Raw genomic sequence first — 17,320 nt, 5'->3', positions numbered from 1 at the left:
CTTATGTATCATCACACGAAGAACAAAGGAGATTTAGGCGTTTTAAAGGCTCAAGCAGATTTATGTGAGAAAGGTTATATGATTTTAACTCCTCTTACGGAACATTCCTCGTTTGATTTAGTTGCCTATAAAGGCAATGTTTTCAAACGGGTACAAGTTAAGTATCGAGCGTTAAATTCAAAAGGTGTGTTAGAAGTAAGATTCAGCTCATCTTATAGTACGGCAAACGGAGTAATGACAAACATCGTAGATAAGCGAGAAATTGATGTCTATTGTGTCTATTGTCCTCAAACAGATGCCTGTTACTATTTTGACCCGTCTCTATTCAACAAATCAATTGCTTTGAGGGTAGAAACACCAAAGAATAATCAAAAGCAGAATGTATTGTTCGCTTGTGATTATCGTGAGGTTCCGTAGAGACTACACGTGTCGCACCTGAAATGGTGAAGATATAGTCCAGACTACAAACAACATGCGTTGGTGGCGAAAGCCATGGTGGTAAGCTAAGGCGTCGGTCGGGGGTTCGAATCCCTCTTGGGACACTTCCATTTAAAATAGAGATAGCCTCCACGGAGGTTGTCTCTTTTTTCGTTTTCCGGGGTATTGATTGACAACGCAGCAATTCCTAAGGAAGATGGAGATGGATGGAAGAAAGGGTGTGTGAAGATGGAAAAAGAGCGGGAGTACCCGTTTCCAGGGAACTGGTCGCGGCTGCAGAAGATGATTCAAGAAGCGGACGCGGCCGGGGAGCGGCAACGGGTCGAGCCGATCCTATGGGATTGGTACGCGGCCGTCAAAGGCGATCAGTTTATTTTCATGGAAATTTTTCAATGTTTGATGGAGCGTCCGGAAGAGCCGGAAACGCTTGAAAAACTCGAAGAACTCGTCACGACGCAGATTCATGAGGCAGAAGAACCGGCAGCCGGCGGGCTTCAAATTGCCCAGTACTACATCATGCGTGACCAACCTTTCGAGGCGGCACACTGGATCCATCAATATTTAGAGTGGCAAGACAAGGCCGATCAAGTGAACACCCAAGCTTACCAAGTGCTCCAAGTACTTAAGATGACCGAGTTTCCGGCGGCCATCGCCAAACTGAAACGGACGGTTCATCGTGGCAGTGTCGGGGAACAGATTGAACTGCTCGAGCACGTCCATTTCAATATCGATGACGTACTCGACAACGTATTGAAGGGACTGCTCCTTGAAGATCGCCCGAAATTGATGAAGCTGATCGTGCTCGAAAAAGCGTTCGAAGAACTGTCCGTCATCGAATGGGTCGACCTCGAAACGCATCATCGGCTGACGCAGGCAGAGGCACAGGTGAAGATGGACGAATGGGAGCATGTGGTCCACGATTTGCAGAAGGCCGTCAAAGGCGACGAAATCGCGACGCAACTGCTCATGAACTACATGTATACGCACTATCCGTTCACACCGGGTGAGGCATCTGAAATCGAAACAGCCGTCGTGAGAGCGAAAGCAGCGATCCTGAACGATGAAGGAACAGACGGGCTCGCGGCTGAAATTTTAGAGGCGGATATCCGTTTCACGCAAGCGTTTCTAGACTAAATCCTTGTGTGCAGTCACTGGATTTATGCTATAATACTGATTGTTGTACATTTTTGTACGGTATAGAAGAATAAACGAATTTGTTGGAGGGACTTAGCATGACAGCAAAATGGGAAAAAACATCAGGTAGCCAAGGCGTACTCACGTACGAAGCACCTGCAGAAGCATTCAATAAAGCAGTCGACGCAGCATTTAAAGATGTCGTCAAAAACTTGAACGTACCTGGCTTCCGTAAAGGGAAATTGCCACGTCCAATGTTCAACAAAATGTACGGAGAAGAAGCACTCTTCCAAGATGCGCTTGATATCCTCTACCGTGACACAATCCAATCTGCAGTCGAAGAAGCTGGTTTCGAACCAATGGCTCTCGAAAACATCGACGTTGATGGCACGCTCGAAAAAGGTCAGCCGGTTACTTTCAAAGTAACATTCGTGGTTGAACCAGAAGCTGAGCTCGGCGACTACAAAGGTCTCGAGTACGATGCTGTAGAAACGAACGTCACAGACGAAGAAGTCGCAGCAGAACTTGACGCCCTCAAAGAGCAAGGCGCAGAACTTGCTGTTAAAGAAGGCGCAGTCGAAAACGGCGATACAGCTGTCTTTGATTTCGCAGGTTTCGCTGAAGGCGAGCAATTCGAAGGTGGCACGGCTGAAAACTACACACTTGAAATCGGTTCAGGTCAATTCATTCCTGGATTCGAAGAGCAAATGGTAGGCATGACTGCTGGTGAAGAAAAAGACATCGAAGTAACATTCCCTGAAGAGTACCACGCTGACAACTTGGCGGGTAAACCAGCGACGTTCAAAGTCAAACTTCACGAAGTAAAAGCGAAGCAAGTTCCTGAGCTCGACGACGAGTTCGCAAAAGACATCGACGAGTCAGTAGCATCACTCGACGAGTTGAAAGCGAAAATTCGTGAGCGCTTAGAAGCTGCGAAGCAACAAGAAGCTGATGGCACGATGCGCGACCAACTCGTTGAGCAAGCAACTGCTAACGCGACAATCGACGTACCTGCAATCCTCATCGACCAAGAAGTAGACCGCATGGTTCAAGAGTTCGGTACTCGTGTATCTTCACAAGGCATCGACCTCAACATGTACTTCGAACTCACTGGCACAACAGAAGAAGCTATGCGTGAAGAGATGAAAGAGCAAGCTGAAGAGCGCGTTAAAGCTCGTCTCGTCTTGAAAGCAATCGCTGAAAAAGAAGCGATCGAAGTAACTGATGAAGATGCTGAGAAAGAACTCGAAGAAATGTCTAAACTCTACAACATCGCACCGGACCAACTCCGTACGATGCTCGCACCGCAAGGCGGAATCGAGACACTTAAAGGTGACCTCAAATTCCGTAAGGCGATCGACATCCTCGTTGAAACTGGTAAAGCGAAGTAATTAGATGAGAGGAGGGCGACTGCCACGCAGTCGTCCTTTTTTCTGTAATGACACTTTGTATGTGTTAATCTTTGATGTCGCTATATGTTCATGCTACAATTATTGCAACGCAGAGATGTAAATGTTTTTTCGTGAGTGCTTTGCACCTGAAAATACAAATAGGCGATTTATCGCACTTACATCCATTTTCATTCAGAAGGGGTGTACCGAATGTTCAAATTTAACGAGGAAAAGGGACAACTTAAATGCTCGTTTTGCGGGAAATCGCAAGAACAAGTCCGTAAACTAGTCGCCGGTCCTGGCGTATACATTTGTGACGAATGTATTGAACTTTGCAATGAAATCGTTGAGGAAGAGCTCGGTGTCGAAGAAGAAGTCGAATTCAAAGACATTCCAAAACCACAAGAGATCCGTAACGTCCTTGACGAGTATGTCATCGGCCAAGACCGGGCGAAACGTGCGCTTTCGGTAGCTGTCTATAACCACTATAAACGCATCAACGCCGGTGGCCGTTCTGATGATGTCGAACTTTCGAAGTCGAACATCGTCATGATCGGACCAACTGGTAGCGGTAAAACGCTTCTCGCTCAGACGATGGCTCGCGTCTTGAACGTCCCGTTCGCAATCGCGGATGCGACGAGCTTGACGGAAGCCGGTTACGTCGGGGAAGACGTCGAGAACATCTTGCTCAAGCTGATCCAATCGGCTGACTACGATGTCGAGAAGGCTGAAAAAGGGATTATCTATATCGATGAAATCGATAAGATTGCCCGCAAGTCGGAAAACCCATCGATCACGCGTGACGTGTCTGGTGAAGGGGTCCAACAAGCCTTGCTCAAGATTCTTGAAGGGACGACTGCGAGCGTACCGCCACAAGGTGGACGGAAGCATCCGCATCAAGAGTTTATCCAAATCGATACGACGAACATTCTCTTCATCGTCGGCGGCGCATTCGCCGGCATCGAAGCGGTCGTCAAACGCCGCATCGGGAAGAAAGTCATCGGTTTCGGGAACGAACAAGAAAATCGCGAGATGACGCAAGAAGACTTGCTCGCCCGCGCATTGCCGGAAGACCTTCAAAAATTCGGCTTGATCCCTGAATTTATCGGACGTCTACCGGTCATGGCGACGCTCATGACACTCGACGAGTCAGCGCTCGTCGAAATCTTGACGAAGCCGAAAAACGCGCTCGTCCGTCAGTACGTGAAGATGCTCGAACTCGACGATGTCGAACTCACGTTCACAGACGAGTCGTTGATTGAAATTGCCAAACTTGCGATCAAACGTAAGACAGGTGCACGTGGTCTCCGCTCGATTATCGAAGAAATGATGCTCGATGTGATGTTCACCGTCCCATCGCGTGACGATATCGAGAAAGTCATCATTACAGACGAAACGATTACGGGTCTTGCCGGTCCGAAATATGTTCTTCGTGATGGTACTGTCGAACAGACAGGGGACAACCAAGAAACAGCTTAAAGTTCTTAACGAAAAAGGCTCAAACACTCGGCACAACCGAGTTTTGGGCCTTTTTGCACAGGAGGCGTTGTAATGGAACAATTACCAATTCTTCCTTTGCGTGGAGTTGTCGTTTATCCGCTGATCGGAGTGACGATCGACGTCGGGCGACCGCTCTCATTACGAGCACTCCTTGCCGCAAAGGAACACGAGACAGACTTGATTGTCGTCACACAAAAAGAGACAGGCAAAGAATCACCTGAACCGGAAGACCTTTACGCGATCGGGACGCGGGTCCACATCGCCAAGATGAGCGAACTGTCGAACGATACGGTACGGGTCCGCCTCGTCGGGAAAGAACGCGTCAAAATCAACGCCGTCGAAGCGACGAAAGACGGCTGGTTTGCTGACGTCGACTCGCTCGAACTCGTTGAAGGGGAAGAAGTCGAGCGGACGGCACTCGTGCGGCTCTTGAAAGAACAGTTCGGCAAACTCGTCGGGACAATCAAAGGCTTGTCACCGGACGAGCGTCGTCGGTTTGAGATGTATGAGCGGCTCGAATCGCTCACTGACTACATCTCATCGAAACTCGATGTCGATGTCGACATTCGCCAAGCGATGCTTGAAGAACCAGACGCGGTCAAACGCGGGCTCGAACTGCTCGAGATCATGACGCACGAAGTCGAGATCATCGAGCTCGAACAAGAACTGCGTGAACGGACGAAGAAGACGATTGAACAAGCGCAAAAAGAGTACTACTTACGTGAACAGATGAAGACGATTCAACAAGAACTCGGGGACCAGTCGCAAGAGTCGGAACCGAACCGTCTCCTCGAGAAGCTCGAGGCGCTCGACTTGCCGGAAACGACACGGAAGAACGTCATGCGGGAAGCGGAGCGGTTGAATGTCGTCCCGGCGACGTCACCTGAGTACGCCGTCATTCGCAACTACCTCGATTGGATCGTCTCACTGCCGTGGGGAATTGAGACCGAAGATAAATTGGACGTCAAACATGCGGCCGGCGTCCTCGACGACGACCATTACGGGCTCGAGTCGGTCAAAGAGCGAATCCTCGAATACTTGGCGGTCCGTCAATTGACGAACTCGCTGCGTGGACCGATCCTTTGTCTCTCCGGACCTCCCGGGGTCGGGAAGACGTCGCTCGCCCGCTCGATCGCTTCGGCGCTCGAACGTAACTTCGTCCGCGTTTCGCTCGGCGGGGTGCGTGACGAGGCCGAGATTCGCGGTCACCGCCGGACGTATATCGGCGCGATGCCAGGCCGGATCATCCGTGGCTTGAAGCAAGCTGAAAGTAAGAACCCGGTGTTCTTGCTCGATGAGATCGACAAGATGGCGTCGGACTTCCGGGGTGACCCGGCTTCGGCCATGCTCGAAGTGCTCGACCCGGAACAGAACGTCTCGTTCTCGGACCATTACATCGAGGAGCCGTTCGACTTGTCGAACGTGCTGTTCATCGCGACGGCGAACGACGTCTCGCAAATTCCGGCCCCGCTCCTCGACCGGATGGAACTCATTCAAATCGGCGGCTACACGGAGCTCGAAAAAGTAGAGATCGCGAAACGCCACTTGATTCCGAAACAATATAAAGAACACGGCTTGAAAAAGAGCCAGCTCACGATTAAAGAAGACGCGCTCTATGAAGTCGTCCGCCGCTATACACGCGAGGCGGGCGTCCGCAACCTTGAGCGCGTCATCGGATCGCTTTGCCGGAAAGCGGCGAAACAGATTGCGATCGGCGAGAAGAAACGTGTCACGGTGTCACTTAAAGGCTTAAGCGACTACCTCGGGAAACCGAAGTATCGTTACGGTAAAGGCGAGACGGAAGACTCGATCGGAGCGGTCACGGGCCTCGCCTACACGGCGTTCGGTGGCGATACGCTCACGATCGAAGTCGCGCTCGCACCGGGCAAAGGCAAGCTGCAGTTGACGGGGAAACTCGGCGACGTCATGCAGGAGTCGGCACAGACGGCGTACAGTTACGTCCGCTCGAACGCGGAACGGTTCGGGATCGACCCGACGTTCTACGAGCGGCAAGACGTGCACATCCACGTCCCGGAAGGTGCCGTCCCGAAAGACGGGCCATCCGCCGGGATCACGATCGCGACGGCGCTCATCTCGGCCTTGACCGGGAAGAAAGTTCGGCGTGATATCGGGATGACCGGAGAGATCACGCTCCGCGGCCGTGTCCTGCCGATCGGCGGCTTGAAAGAAAAAGCGCTCGCCGCACATCGGGCCGGACTCACGACCATCATCATCCCGAAAGACAATGAACGTGACATCGATGACATTCAAGACACCGTCCGTGAAAAACTGACGTTCGTCCCGGTCACGATGCTCGATCAAGTATTAGAAGTAGCATTTGGAGGAAAACAATGAAAATCAATAAAGCAGAATTTATTACGAGTGCCGTGGCACCGGACCACTATCCGGTCCACGAGTTGCCAGAAGTCGCACTCGCCGGCCGTTCGAACGTCGGAAAATCGTCATTCATCAACAAGATCTGTCAGCGTAAAGCACTCGCCCGGACATCATCAAAACCGGGGAAGACGCAGACGCTGAACTTCTTCAACATCAATGACGAGATCATGTTCGTCGACGTCCCGGGCTACGGGTATGCCAAAGTTTCGAAGACCGAGCGTGAGAAGTGGGGCGTCATGATGGAGCAATACTTGACGTCGCAAAGCGCACTCAAAGGTGTCGTCCTCTTGGTCGATATCCGACACGAGCCGTCGGGTGATGACGTGACGATGTACAATTTCTTGAAACATTATGAGATTCCGGTTATCGTCGTCGCGACGAAACTCGATAAAATCAAGAAAGCGCAGCGCCAAAAACATGAGGCGGCTGTGAAACGGAAGCTTCAATTCGAATCGACTGACCGATTCGTCTCTTTCTCGGCCGAAACGGCGGAAGGAAAAGACGAAGCGTGGAAAGCCATCTACGATTTGTTGACGGACGACGAGGGATAACCCCCTCGTCTTTTTGTTTTTAGGGTTACGTGAACGGGCAAGTATCGTATAATTGTCATACTGTATAGCAATACATTAATGAACGAGGTGGAAAGATGCAGAAAATGTTTGAAAGCAAATGGTATCGCTTCTTATTTTGGACGTTGACGATTTTCTTAGTGATCTTGGTCGGGACAGAGATCTCATTCGTGTTCGAACCGATCCAAGTCATATTGGCGCTCGTCACGGTACCGCTTATTATTTCAGGACTTTTCTTTTATTTTCTCGTTGGAGTCGTCGATTATTTAGAACGACGGTCCGGGAAACGTGGCATGTCAGTCGCAATCACGCTAACATCGCTTATCCTGATCATCACGCTCGTTTTCAGTATTCTCGGGCCCGTGCTCGTCGAACAAGTGACCGATCTCGTCAACGCGATGCCGAGCATCGCCAAAGAGTTGCAGCAACAAGCGTTCTCAGTGCGTGACTCGCTCATGCAAAACGAGTTCCTGTCGCGCTTCATGGCGGAGAACGATGACATGTTCACCGATTTGACCAACAATGTCACCACATACCTCGGTGATATTTTTGGCAATATCGCTTCTTCATTCGGCCAAGTCATCGGATTCATTACATCAGCTGTCATCACGATCGTCGTCATTCCATTCATGTTGCTCTATATGCTGCTTGACGGAAAGCATTTGCCGGACTCGATCGTCAAGCTGCTCCCGTCGAGCTATGAGAAAGAGACACGTAAAATTTTGAATGACATGCATACGACCGTTAAAAACTACGTGCACGCCCAACTGATCGTCGCGTTCTTCGTTGGGATCACGTCGCTCATCGGTCTTTGGATCGTCGGTGTCGACTACGCCATCTTGCTCGCACTCTTCATGATGGTGACGAACATCATCCCGTACGTCGGACCGTTCCTCGGGGCGGCACCGGCCGTCGTCGTCGCCTTCATCCAAGATCCGATCAAAGTGCTCTGGGTCATCCTTGTCATCATCATCGTCCAACAGATCGAGGCGAACGTCATCTCGCCGCTCATTCAAGGGAAGACGCTCAAAGTGCATCCGCTCACGATCATCATCGTCTTGCTCGTGGCCGGTAACTTGGCTGGGATCATCGGGATGTTGATCGCGGTTCCGACGTATGCGGTGGCGAAAGTCGTCGTCAAAAACATCGTCCGCATCTATAAATTGAAGGAGCGACAACATTACCTCGAGTCGGAAGAAGAAGACAAGCCGGAAAGTACGATTATCACAGATTCATCGTCACTAAAATGACGAAACAAGTAGAAATGGCCAATTTGACCGTTTCTACTTTTTTTCGTCACAAAAAGTTCTTAAATTATTTCACGAAAATCGAACAGAAGATTATAGTTCCTAAATAAAAATTGTTATAATGTACGATAGAGACGTAAAAAAAGACAACCGCCACTGTGATTTTAGATGAGGGGAAGAGGTACATGCATATTGTCGTCGTTGGACTAAATAACAAGACAGCCCCTGTCGCGATTCGGGAGCAGTTCTCGTTTGGGGAGCAAGAAATCGTGGACGCGATGATTGCGCTCCGCGAAGAGAAAAGCATTTTTGAATCGGTTATTTTGTCGACCTGTAACCGTACCGAGCTATACGTCGTCACAGACCAGCTCCATACGGGTCGTTATTATACAAAACGTTTTTTAGCGAACTGGTTTGATTTAGAGATGGATCAGTTCACACCATACTTGTCGATCCGTGAAGGCGAGGAAGCGATTCGTCACTTGTTCCGTGTCACGTCGGGTCTCGACTCGATGATCATCGGGGAAACGCAGATTTTAGGACAAGTCAAGTCAAGCTTCTTCCGCGCCCAAGAGAACGGGACGACGGGGACGGTGTTTAATAAATTGTTCAAAGAAGCCGTGACGCTCGCCAAACGGGCCCATACTGACACGCAAATTGGGGAAATGTCGGTATCGGTCAGCTCGGCTGCGGTCGCGCTCGCGCAAGAGATGTACACGTGCCTCGATGACAAACAAGTCGTCGTCGTCGGTGCAGGTGAGACGGGTGAGCTGACAACGCTCAACTTGTTCGAAGCCGGCGCCAAACAAATTGCCGTCTTCAACCGGACTGAAAGTAAAGCGAAAGCGGTCGCTGCCAAGTTCAAAGGCCGGGCCCACTCGATCCGCGAGATTGCCTGTGGACTGCTCGATGCCGATATTTTGATCAGCTCGACCGGCGCCAAAGAAGCCGTTATCGCGTATGATGACGTTGCCGCAGCGCAATTGCTGCGTCGGGAACGACCACTTCTTCTCATTGACATTGCCGTGCCGCGAGATATCGATCCAGCGGTCCGGTCGCTTCCGGGCGTCCATTTGTTTGATGTCGATGACTTGAACGGGATCGTCAATAAAAACTTGGCAGCCCGTCTCGTCGAGGCAGAAAAGATTGAAGTGAAGATTGATGAGGCGATCCAAGAGTTCCAAGCATGGCTCGTCACGCTCGGTGTCGTGCCGATCATGAACGAGTTGCGCTCACGTGCGCTCACCGTCCAAGAAGAGACGATGGAAAGTCTTGAGCGCAAGCTCGACCATCTGTCGGACCGGGACAAGAAAGTCATCGGCAAGCACATGAAGTCGATCATCAATCAGATGCTTCGTGAACCGATCGACTACATTAAAGACGCGGCCGCTCAACCGGACGCGAACACGCGCATCGCCCAGTTCGTCGAAGCGTTCGCCCTAGACGTCGACGTTCCGGCTGCGGATACAGAACCGGAAGAGCTAGAAGCGATGGCGGCTAAAGCACCACTTCGCGCATTGATGCGCTAATACAAACCAAAAAGGCGGCGGATCTCGTCGCCTTTTTCTATGAAGGGGACTAAACATTATGCGTAAAATTATCGTCGGCTCACGCCGCTCGCAACTCGCGATGACACAGACGAAATGGGTCATCGAACAATTGAAGCAAGCCGGGGCCCAGAACGAGTTCGAGATCAAAGAAATCGTGACGAAAGGTGACCAAATCGTCGACGTCCAACTGTCGAAAGTCGGTGGGAAAGGCTTGTTCGTCAAAGAAATCCAACAGCAGATGCTCGCCGGTGACATCGATTTCGCCGTCCACAGCATGAAAGACGTGCCGGCCGAACTGCCGGAAGACCTCTTTATCAGCTGTATGCCAAAACGTGTCGACGCGCGTGACGTCTTGATTTGCGAGAACGGCTATACGCTCGAGACGTTGCCGCAAGGCGCGGTCATCGGGACGAGCTCGCTCCGTCGCGGTGCACAGATGCTCGCGGCCCGTCCGGACTTCGAGATCCAATGGATTCGTGGCAACATCGACACGCGCTTGAAAAAACTCGATACCGAGAACTTCAACGCCATCTTGCTCGCGAAAGCGGGACTTGAACGTATGGGTTGGACCGACCGCGTCAAGTTCGAAGCGCTCGACGCCGACATGATGGTACCGGCCGTCGGACAAGGTGTACTCGCGATCGAGAGCCGGAAAGACGACGCCGAAGTGACGCAGATTTTACAGCTCCTTCACGATGACGTGACGGCGAAAGCTGCCACAGCGGAGCGGACGTTCTTGAAGGCGATCGAAGGCAGCTGCCACGTACCGGTTGGCGGTTACGCGACGGTCGACGGGGACACGGTCACGCTCACCGGCTTGATCGCCTCGGTCGACGGCAAAGACGTGCTCCGTGTGACGAAAACGTCAACGGACGAAGTCGCGCTCGGTCAAGACGTCGCTGACGACTTGCTCGGACGCGGCGGACGCGAGATCCTCGCCTCGGTCAATGTGTGACGTCTGGTACACAGGGACAAAACGACTGACCGCTTCGCAACGGGCCTTGCTCGACGCGAGCGGTCTTTCCGTTCATCACGTCCCGATGATCGAGACACGCTTGACCGGGCATCCGATGCCTACGGTTCAGTTCGACTGGCTCGTCGTCACGAGTCAAACGGCCGTCCCGGCGCTCTATGCCGTGTCGCGTGACGTCCGTGTCGCCGCCGTCGGCGAGAAGACCCGGGACGCGCTCGAGGCAGAAGGATTCACCGTTTCGCTCATGCCGGAGACGTATACAGGCGAGGCGTTGTTCCGCGAGTTGGCGAACGTCGTCGGTGAGGACGATGTCGTCTTGTTCGCCCGTGGAGATTTGGCGAATACCGAGCATATGCGACAATTGCCGCATGTGTACGACTGGGTCGTCTATGAGACGGTCGAGAAAGCACTCACGGCCGATCAAGCGGCCGCGCTCGAACATGTCGAGGCGCTGCTCGTGCTCAGTCCGTCCGCCGTCCACGCGCTCACGCCTTACCTCGAGCGGTTCCACGGGACGTGGTACGCCATTGGTGAAGTGACCGAACGGGCCGTCCGAGAAGTTTCGACGTTACCGGTCCGAGTGCCTGAGTGTTATACTATGGATGCATTAATACAGTGTGTAGGGGGAGATTTTTCATGAACCAATTCGACCGTCACCGTCGTCTGCGCTCGTCGAAGTCGATGCGTGCACTCGTACGTGAAAACCATGTTCGGAAAGAAGATTTAATTTATCCGCTCTTCGTCGTCGAAGGGACAAATATTAAACGCGAAGTCAGCTCGATGCCTGGCGTCTTCAACTTCTCGCTCGATCGTCTCGAAGACGAGATCCGTGAGCTCGTTGACCTCGGGCTCGAGTCCGTCCTCTTGTTCGGCGTACCTGAGCATAAAGACCCGGAAGGCACGGAAGCGTACCACGACCACGGCATCGTCCAAGAAGCGATCCGCAAAGTGAAAGAGTGGGCACCACAGCTCACGGTCATCGCCGACACGTGCCTCTGTGAATATACGTCGACGGGCCACTGTGGCATCGTGAAGAACGGTGACGTCGATAACGACGCGTCACTACCGCTTCACGTCCAGACGGCGATCACGCAAGCGCAAGCGGGCGCAGACATCATCGCGCCGAGCTCGATGATGGACGGCTTTGTCGCCGCCATCCGCGAAGGGCTCGACCAAAACGGTTACAGCCACATCCCGATCATGAGCTACGGCGTCAAATACGCATCGGCGTACTACGGCCCGTTCCGTGACGCGGCGCAGTCGGCGCCTGGTGAAGGCGACCGCAAAGGCTATCAGATGGACCCGGCCAACCGTCGTGAGGCGTTCCGGGAATCACAGTCGGACGTCGAGCAAGGTGCCGACTTCATGATCGTCAAACCGGCGCTCGCGTTCATGGACATCATCCGCGACATGCGCGACTCGCTCGATATGCCGATCGTGGCGTATAACGTGAGCGGGGAGTATGCGATGATTAAAGCGGCGTCGATGAACGACTGGATCGATGAACAACGCATCGTCATGGAGACGATGGTCGGTTTCAAACGGGCCGGTGCCGACTTGATCGTCACGTATTTCGCAAAAGACGTCTGTCGCTATTTGGAAGGAGAATTCGCATGACATACAAGCAAACTCGCTCAGAAGCAGCGTTCAAACAAGCACTCCCACTCATGCCGGGCGGGGTCAACAGCCCGGTCCGTGCCTATAAATCGGTCGGGATGACGCCGATCTTCGCCGAACGCGGTGAAGGTTCACGCGTCTACGACATCGACGGCAACGAGTACATCGACTACGTCCTCTCATGGGGACCACTCATTCTCGGTCACCGCGACCCGGTCGTCATGAAAGCGATCCAAGATCAGGCTGAAAAAGGCTGGACGTTCGGGACACCGACGGAGCTCGAGACGAAGATGGCCGAGCTCGTCATCGACCGCGTCCCATCGATCGAGATGGTCCGCATGGTCAACTCCGGTACGGAAGCGACGATGGCGGCTCTCCGCCTCGCCCGCGGCTATACGGGCAAGACGAAGATCTTGAAGTTTGAAGGCTGCTACCACGGCCACGGGGACTCGCTCCTCATCAAGGCCGGATCAGGTGTCGCGACACTCGGTCTCCCGGACTCACCGGGCGTCCCGAAAGACTTGGCGAGCCACACGCTCACCGTCCCATACAACGACCTCGACGCGCTTCGCATCGCGTTCGAGAAGCACGGCGACGACATCGCCGGCGTCATCGTCGAGCCGGCTGCCGGCAACATGGGCTTCGTCCCGCCGCAGCCAGGATTCCTCGAAGGACTGCGTGAGATCACGGAACAAAACGGTGCGCTCCTCATCTTTGACGAGGTCATGACCGGCTTCCGCGTCGGTTACAATTGCGCCCAAGGTTACTTCGGCGTGACGCCTGATCTTACGTGCCTCGGCAAAGTCATCGGCGGTGGCCTTCCGGTCGGCGCATACGGCGGCAAACGGGAGATCATGGAACACATCGCACCGCAAGGGCCGATCTACCAAGCAGGGACGCTTTCAGGCAACCCGCTCGCGATGATCGCCGGCTACACGACACTGTCGCAACTCAAGCCTGAGCACTACGAGGAGTTCGAGCGCAAAGCCGACCGTCTCGCGGCTGGCTTCACGGCAGCGGCCGAGAAATATAACATCCCGCACGACACGAACCGGGCCGGCTCGATGTTCGGCTTCTTCTTCACGAACGAGAAAGTGACGAACTTCGAGAAGGCGAAAACGTCGAACCTCGACATGTTCCGCTCGTACTATCAGAAGATGGCGGCGCGTGGCGTGTTCTTGCCACCGTCACAGTTTGAAGGCTTGTTCTTGTCGACTGTGCATACGGACGAGGATATCGACGCGACGCTCGCCGCGGTCGATGCGACGTTCAAAGAGCTGCAACAAGAGTTTTCACTGTAATCTTGACTGAAACGTCTTCAATCGCTACAATTGTTTAACAGATACGTTTAAAAGCTATGATGAGGAATAGTACGCAACAACACTCCTTTCTAGAGACGCGGCCGCTTGGTGCAAGGTCGCGAGGGAAGTGTGCGGAAGTCGCCTCGGAGCTGACCTTGTGAATCAAGTAGGAAGGTCCGGTCCATCGACCGTTATTCGATTTTGAGGGCGCCACGTGTTGGCGAACTAAGGTGGTACCGCGGAAGATACGGCTTCTTTCGTCCTTAGCGTTAAGGACGAGAGTAGCCGTTTTTTGTGTAGACAGATAGAGGAGGATTGGCACAATGACCAACGAAACAAACGAAATCAGCATGCCGACGAAGTACGACCCGAGTGCGACGGAAGCGAAATGGTACGACTATTGGATGGAGAACAACGTGTTCAAGGCAGACGAGGACGACTCGAAACAGCCTTACACGATCGTCATCCCGCCACCGAACGTCACAGGGAAACTTCACCTCGGACACGCGTGGGATACGACGCTCCAAGATCTACTCACGCGCTTGAAGCGCATGCAAGGCTATGACGTCCTCTGGCTCCCAGGGATGGACCACGCCGGTATCGCGACACAGGCGAAAGTTGAACAGAAGCTCCGTGAGGACGGCATCATGCGTTACGACCTCGGACGCGAGAAGTTCCTCGAGAAGACGTGGGAATGGAAAGACGAGTACGCCGACACGATCCGTGCCCAGTGGTCAAAACTCGGCCTCGGTCTCGACTACTCGCGTGAACGGTTCACACTCGACGCGGGACTGTCGAAAGCGGTCCAGGAAGTCTTCGTCCGCTTGTATGAAAAAGGCTTGATCTACCGCGGCGAATATATCGTCAACTGGGACCCGGCGCAAAAGACGGCCGTCTCAGACATCGAAGTCATCTATCAAGAAGTCGAAGGCGCGTTCTACCATATGAAATATCCGCTCGCTGACGGCTCAGGCCACATCGAGATCGCGACGACACGTCCCGAGACGATGCTCGGCGATACGGCCGTCGCCGTCAACCCGAAAGACGAGCGCTACGCGCACCTCGTCGGGAAGACGATCATGCTCCCGGTCATGAACCGTGAGATCCCGATCGTCGCGGACGACTATGTCGACGTCGAGTTCGGTACCGGTTGCGTGAAGATCACGCCGGCGCACGACCCGAACGATTTTGAGATCGGGAACCGTCACGAGCTTCCGCGCATCCTCATCATGGACGAGTCGGGGACGATGAACGAGAATGCTGGCAAGTACGAAGGGCTCGACCGCTTCGACTGCCGTAAGCAGCTCGTCAAAGACTTAGAAGCAGACGGCACGCTCGTCAAAATCGAGCCGCACACGCACTCGGTCGGTCACTCGGAACGTTCAGGCGCGGTCATCGAGCCTTACTTGTCGAAGCAATGGTTCGTCGATATGGAGCCACTCGCGAAAGCGGCGCTCGCAGCGCAAGGCAACGACGAGACGAAAGTCAACTTCGTCCCAGAGCGGTTCGAAGGCACGTACCTCCGCTGGATGGAAAACATCCGCGACTGGTGCATCAGCCGTCAACTTTGGTGGGGCCACCGCATCCCGGCTTGGTACCATAACGAGACAGGCGAAGTGTATGTAGGCAAAGAAGCGCCGGCTGACAGCGAGAACTGGCATCAAGACGAAGACGTGCTCGACACGTGGTTCTCGTCAGCGCTCTGGCCGTTCTCGACGATGGGCTGGCCGGACACGGATTCAGCAGACTTCAAACGCTACTTCCCGACGAGCGCGCTCGTCACGGGTTACGACATCATCTTCTTCTGGGTATCGCGGATGATCTTCCAATCGCTCGAATTCACGGGCAAGCAGCCGTTCAACGACGTGCTCATCCACGGTCTGATCCGTGACTCGGAAGGCCGCAAGATGTCGAAATCGCTCGGTAACGGCGTCGACCCGATGGAAGTCATCGACCAGTACGGTGCCGATTCGCTCCGCTGGTTCCTGCTCACGGGCTCGACACCGGGGAACGACCTGCGCTTCTACTGGGAGAAAATCGAATCGACATGGAACTTCGCGAACAAGATTTGGAACGCGAGCCGCTTCGCCCTCATGAACATGGATGGGATGAAGTTTGAAGACATCGACCTCTCAGGTGAGAAGACGCTCGCCGACAAGTGGATCCTCACGCGCTTGAACGATACGGTCGACCAAGTGACGCGCCTCGTCGACAAGTACGAGTTCGGTGAAGCCGGTCGTTACTTGTACAACTTCATCTGGGAAGAGTTCTGTAACTGGTACATCGAGATGGCGAAACTCACGCTCTACGGTGAGGACGAAGCGGCGAAAGCGACGACACGTTCGGTGCTCGCGCATACGCTCGACTCGATCATGCGTCTCATGCACCCGTTCATGCCGTTCTTGACAGAGGAAATTTGGCAGCACTTGCCGCACGAAGGCGACTCGATCGTCCGTGCGAGCTATCCGACGCGTCGTGACGACCTCCACTATGCGGAGTCGGTACCGGCGTTCGAAGCGGTCATGAACGTCATCCGTTCGGTTCGTAACATCCGTTCGGAAGTGAACGCACCGATGTCGAAACCAATCCAACTGTTCATCGCGACGAGTGACGACACGACGCAAAGCTACTTGAGCGAAAACGAAGCGACAATCGGCAAGTTCACGAACGCGACAGAACTCGAAATCGGTCGTGGCTTGACGGCACCGGACAAATCGATGTCAGCGATCATGACGGGCGCGGAGCTGTTCATCCCGCTCGCCGACTTGATCAACTTCGAAGAAGAGATCGCCCGTCTTGAGAAAGAAGTGGCGAAGTACGAGAAAGAAGTCGAACGCGTGCAGAAGAAACTCGGTAACCCCGGTTTCACCGGCAAAGCACCGGCTCACGTCATCGACGAAGAGAAAGCGAAAGAAAAAGACTACCTCGACAAGCGTGACGCCGTGCGTGCGCGTCTTGAAGAGTTGCGTAAGTAAGACATCAACCTTCTTTGGAGAATTTGTTCTCCGAGGAAGGTTTTTTTGTGGTTTGGGAGAATTTTGGCATCTAAACGAGAAGAACCCCCGACGTCACGAACTGATATGCTCCCCAATAGGTAGACAGATGAAATAACAAATCTGTTTATCTGATTGGGGAGTGTTTTTTTATGGCGAGAAGTCGACATTCGATCGAACAAAAACTGAGTGCGCTGCGTATGATGGACG

General features: G+C 53.3%; 13 protein-coding genes and 1 other annotated feature. All 13 genes read left to right on the top strand.

What is annotated here, in order from left to right:
- Nucleotides 1-3 precede the first annotated feature (3 nt).
- On the top strand, nucleotides 4-417 hold the full coding sequence (locus tag EVJ32_RS05805) for a group I intron-associated PD-(D/E)XK endonuclease (RefSeq protein ID WP_131457404.1): 414 nt from the start codon (nucleotides 4-6) through the stop codon (nucleotides 415-417).
- Nucleotides 418-666: 249 nt separating this feature from the next.
- Nucleotides 667-1,572 (top strand): hypothetical protein, encoded by a 906-nt coding sequence (locus EVJ32_RS05800; protein WP_131457402.1) that lies wholly within the window; start codon nucleotides 667-669, stop codon nucleotides 1,570-1,572.
- A gap of 98 nt (nucleotides 1,573-1,670) precedes the next feature.
- The gene (gene tig, locus EVJ32_RS05795) at nucleotides 1,671-2,963 is read left to right on the top strand and encodes a trigger factor (protein WP_070327725.1); all 1,293 of its coding nucleotides are present in this window, start codon (nucleotides 1,671-1,673) and stop codon (nucleotides 2,961-2,963) included.
- A gap of 210 nt (nucleotides 2,964-3,173) precedes the next feature.
- Nucleotides 3,174-4,442 carry an ATP-dependent protease ATP-binding subunit ClpX gene (clpX, locus tag EVJ32_RS05790; protein ID WP_016508522.1) on the top strand — a complete coding sequence of 423 codons (1,269 nt, stop codon included), beginning with the start codon at nucleotides 3,174-3,176 and terminating at the stop codon, nucleotides 4,440-4,442.
- Nucleotides 4,443-4,514: 72 nt separating this feature from the next.
- On the top strand, nucleotides 4,515-6,818 hold the full coding sequence (gene lon, locus EVJ32_RS05785) for an endopeptidase La (protein ID WP_131457400.1): 2,304 nt from the start codon (nucleotides 4,515-4,517) through the stop codon (nucleotides 6,816-6,818).
- Nucleotides 6,815-7,411 carry a ribosome biogenesis GTP-binding protein YihA/YsxC gene (gene yihA, locus EVJ32_RS05780; RefSeq protein ID WP_071399358.1) on the top strand — a complete coding sequence of 199 codons (597 nt, stop codon included), beginning with the start codon at nucleotides 6,815-6,817 and terminating at the stop codon, nucleotides 7,409-7,411. Before lon ends, yihA begins: the two co-directional genes overlap by 4 nt.
- Before the next feature lie 95 nt (nucleotides 7,412-7,506).
- Entirely contained in the window at nucleotides 7,507-8,679 is a 1,173-nt protein-coding gene (locus EVJ32_RS05775; RefSeq protein ID WP_236634131.1) for an AI-2E family transporter, read from the top strand.
- A gap of 182 nt (nucleotides 8,680-8,861) precedes the next feature.
- Entirely contained in the window at nucleotides 8,862-10,205 is a 1,344-nt protein-coding gene (gene hemA / locus EVJ32_RS05770; RefSeq protein ID WP_131457398.1) for a glutamyl-tRNA reductase, read from the top strand.
- 58 nt (nucleotides 10,206-10,263) lie between these two features.
- Nucleotides 10,264-11,181, top strand: coding sequence for a hydroxymethylbilane synthase (gene hemC / locus EVJ32_RS05765; protein ID WP_131440976.1), 918 nt, complete (start codon nucleotides 10,264-10,266; stop codon nucleotides 11,179-11,181).
- Nucleotides 11,174-11,839, top strand: a complete 666-nt coding sequence (locus EVJ32_RS05760; protein ID WP_131457396.1) for a uroporphyrinogen-III synthase — start codon at nucleotides 11,174-11,176, stop codon at nucleotides 11,837-11,839. Before hemC ends, EVJ32_RS05760 begins: the two co-directional genes overlap by 8 nt.
- Nucleotides 11,836-12,816 carry a porphobilinogen synthase gene (gene hemB / locus EVJ32_RS05755; protein WP_131440973.1) on the top strand — a complete coding sequence of 327 codons (981 nt, stop codon included), beginning with the start codon at nucleotides 11,836-11,838 and terminating at the stop codon, nucleotides 12,814-12,816. Before EVJ32_RS05760 ends, hemB begins: the two co-directional genes overlap by 4 nt.
- On the top strand, nucleotides 12,813-14,117 hold the full coding sequence (hemL, locus tag EVJ32_RS05750) for a glutamate-1-semialdehyde 2,1-aminomutase (RefSeq protein WP_070327715.1): 1,305 nt from the start codon (nucleotides 12,813-12,815) through the stop codon (nucleotides 14,115-14,117). The genes hemB and hemL overlap by 4 nt, the downstream gene beginning before the upstream one ends.
- Before the next feature lie 47 nt (nucleotides 14,118-14,164).
- Nucleotides 14,165-14,385: a binding site (T-box leader), on the top strand.
- A gap of 55 nt (nucleotides 14,386-14,440) precedes the next feature.
- Nucleotides 14,441-17,092 carry a valine--tRNA ligase gene (locus tag EVJ32_RS05745; RefSeq protein WP_131457394.1) on the top strand — a complete coding sequence of 884 codons (2,652 nt, stop codon included), beginning with the start codon at nucleotides 14,441-14,443 and terminating at the stop codon, nucleotides 17,090-17,092.
- Nucleotides 17,093-17,320 lie beyond the last annotated feature (228 nt).

The sequence above is a fragment of the Exiguobacterium sp. SH5S4 genome, from assembly GCF_004337045.1.
Lineage (GTDB): Bacteria > Bacillota > Bacilli > Exiguobacteriales > Exiguobacteriaceae > Exiguobacterium > Exiguobacterium aurantiacum_A.
The sequence above is the reverse complement of the archived record's forward strand: the minus strand, read 5'-3'. Positions and strand labels throughout refer to the sequence as shown.

Coding starts and splice junctions, on each gene's coding strand:
- clpX (WP_016508522.1), top strand. CDS start 3,174: ATGTTCAAATTTAACGAGGAAAAGGGACAACTTAAATGCTCGTTTTGC.
- hemL (WP_070327715.1), top strand. CDS start 12,813: ATGACATACAAGCAAACTCGCTCAGAAGCAGCGTTCAAACAAGCACTC.
- lon (WP_131457400.1), top strand. CDS start 4,515: ATGGAACAATTACCAATTCTTCCTTTGCGTGGAGTTGTCGTTTATCCG.
- EVJ32_RS05775 (WP_236634131.1), top strand. CDS start 7,507: ATGCAGAAAATGTTTGAAAGCAAATGGTATCGCTTCTTATTTTGGACG.
- yihA (WP_071399358.1), top strand. CDS start 6,815: ATGAAAATCAATAAAGCAGAATTTATTACGAGTGCCGTGGCACCGGAC.
- EVJ32_RS05760 (WP_131457396.1), top strand. CDS start 11,174: ATGTGTGACGTCTGGTACACAGGGACAAAACGACTGACCGCTTCGCAA.
- hemC (WP_131440976.1), top strand. CDS start 10,264: ATGCGTAAAATTATCGTCGGCTCACGCCGCTCGCAACTCGCGATGACA.
- EVJ32_RS05800 (WP_131457402.1), top strand. CDS start 667: ATGGAAAAAGAGCGGGAGTACCCGTTTCCAGGGAACTGGTCGCGGCTG.
- hemB (WP_131440973.1), top strand. CDS start 11,836: ATGAACCAATTCGACCGTCACCGTCGTCTGCGCTCGTCGAAGTCGATG.
- tig (WP_070327725.1), top strand. CDS start 1,671: ATGACAGCAAAATGGGAAAAAACATCAGGTAGCCAAGGCGTACTCACG.
- hemA (WP_131457398.1), top strand. CDS start 8,862: ATGCATATTGTCGTCGTTGGACTAAATAACAAGACAGCCCCTGTCGCG.
- EVJ32_RS05805 (WP_131457404.1), top strand. CDS start 4: ATGTATCATCACACGAAGAACAAAGGAGATTTAGGCGTTTTAAAGGCT.
- EVJ32_RS05745 (WP_131457394.1), top strand. CDS start 14,441: ATGACCAACGAAACAAACGAAATCAGCATGCCGACGAAGTACGACCCG.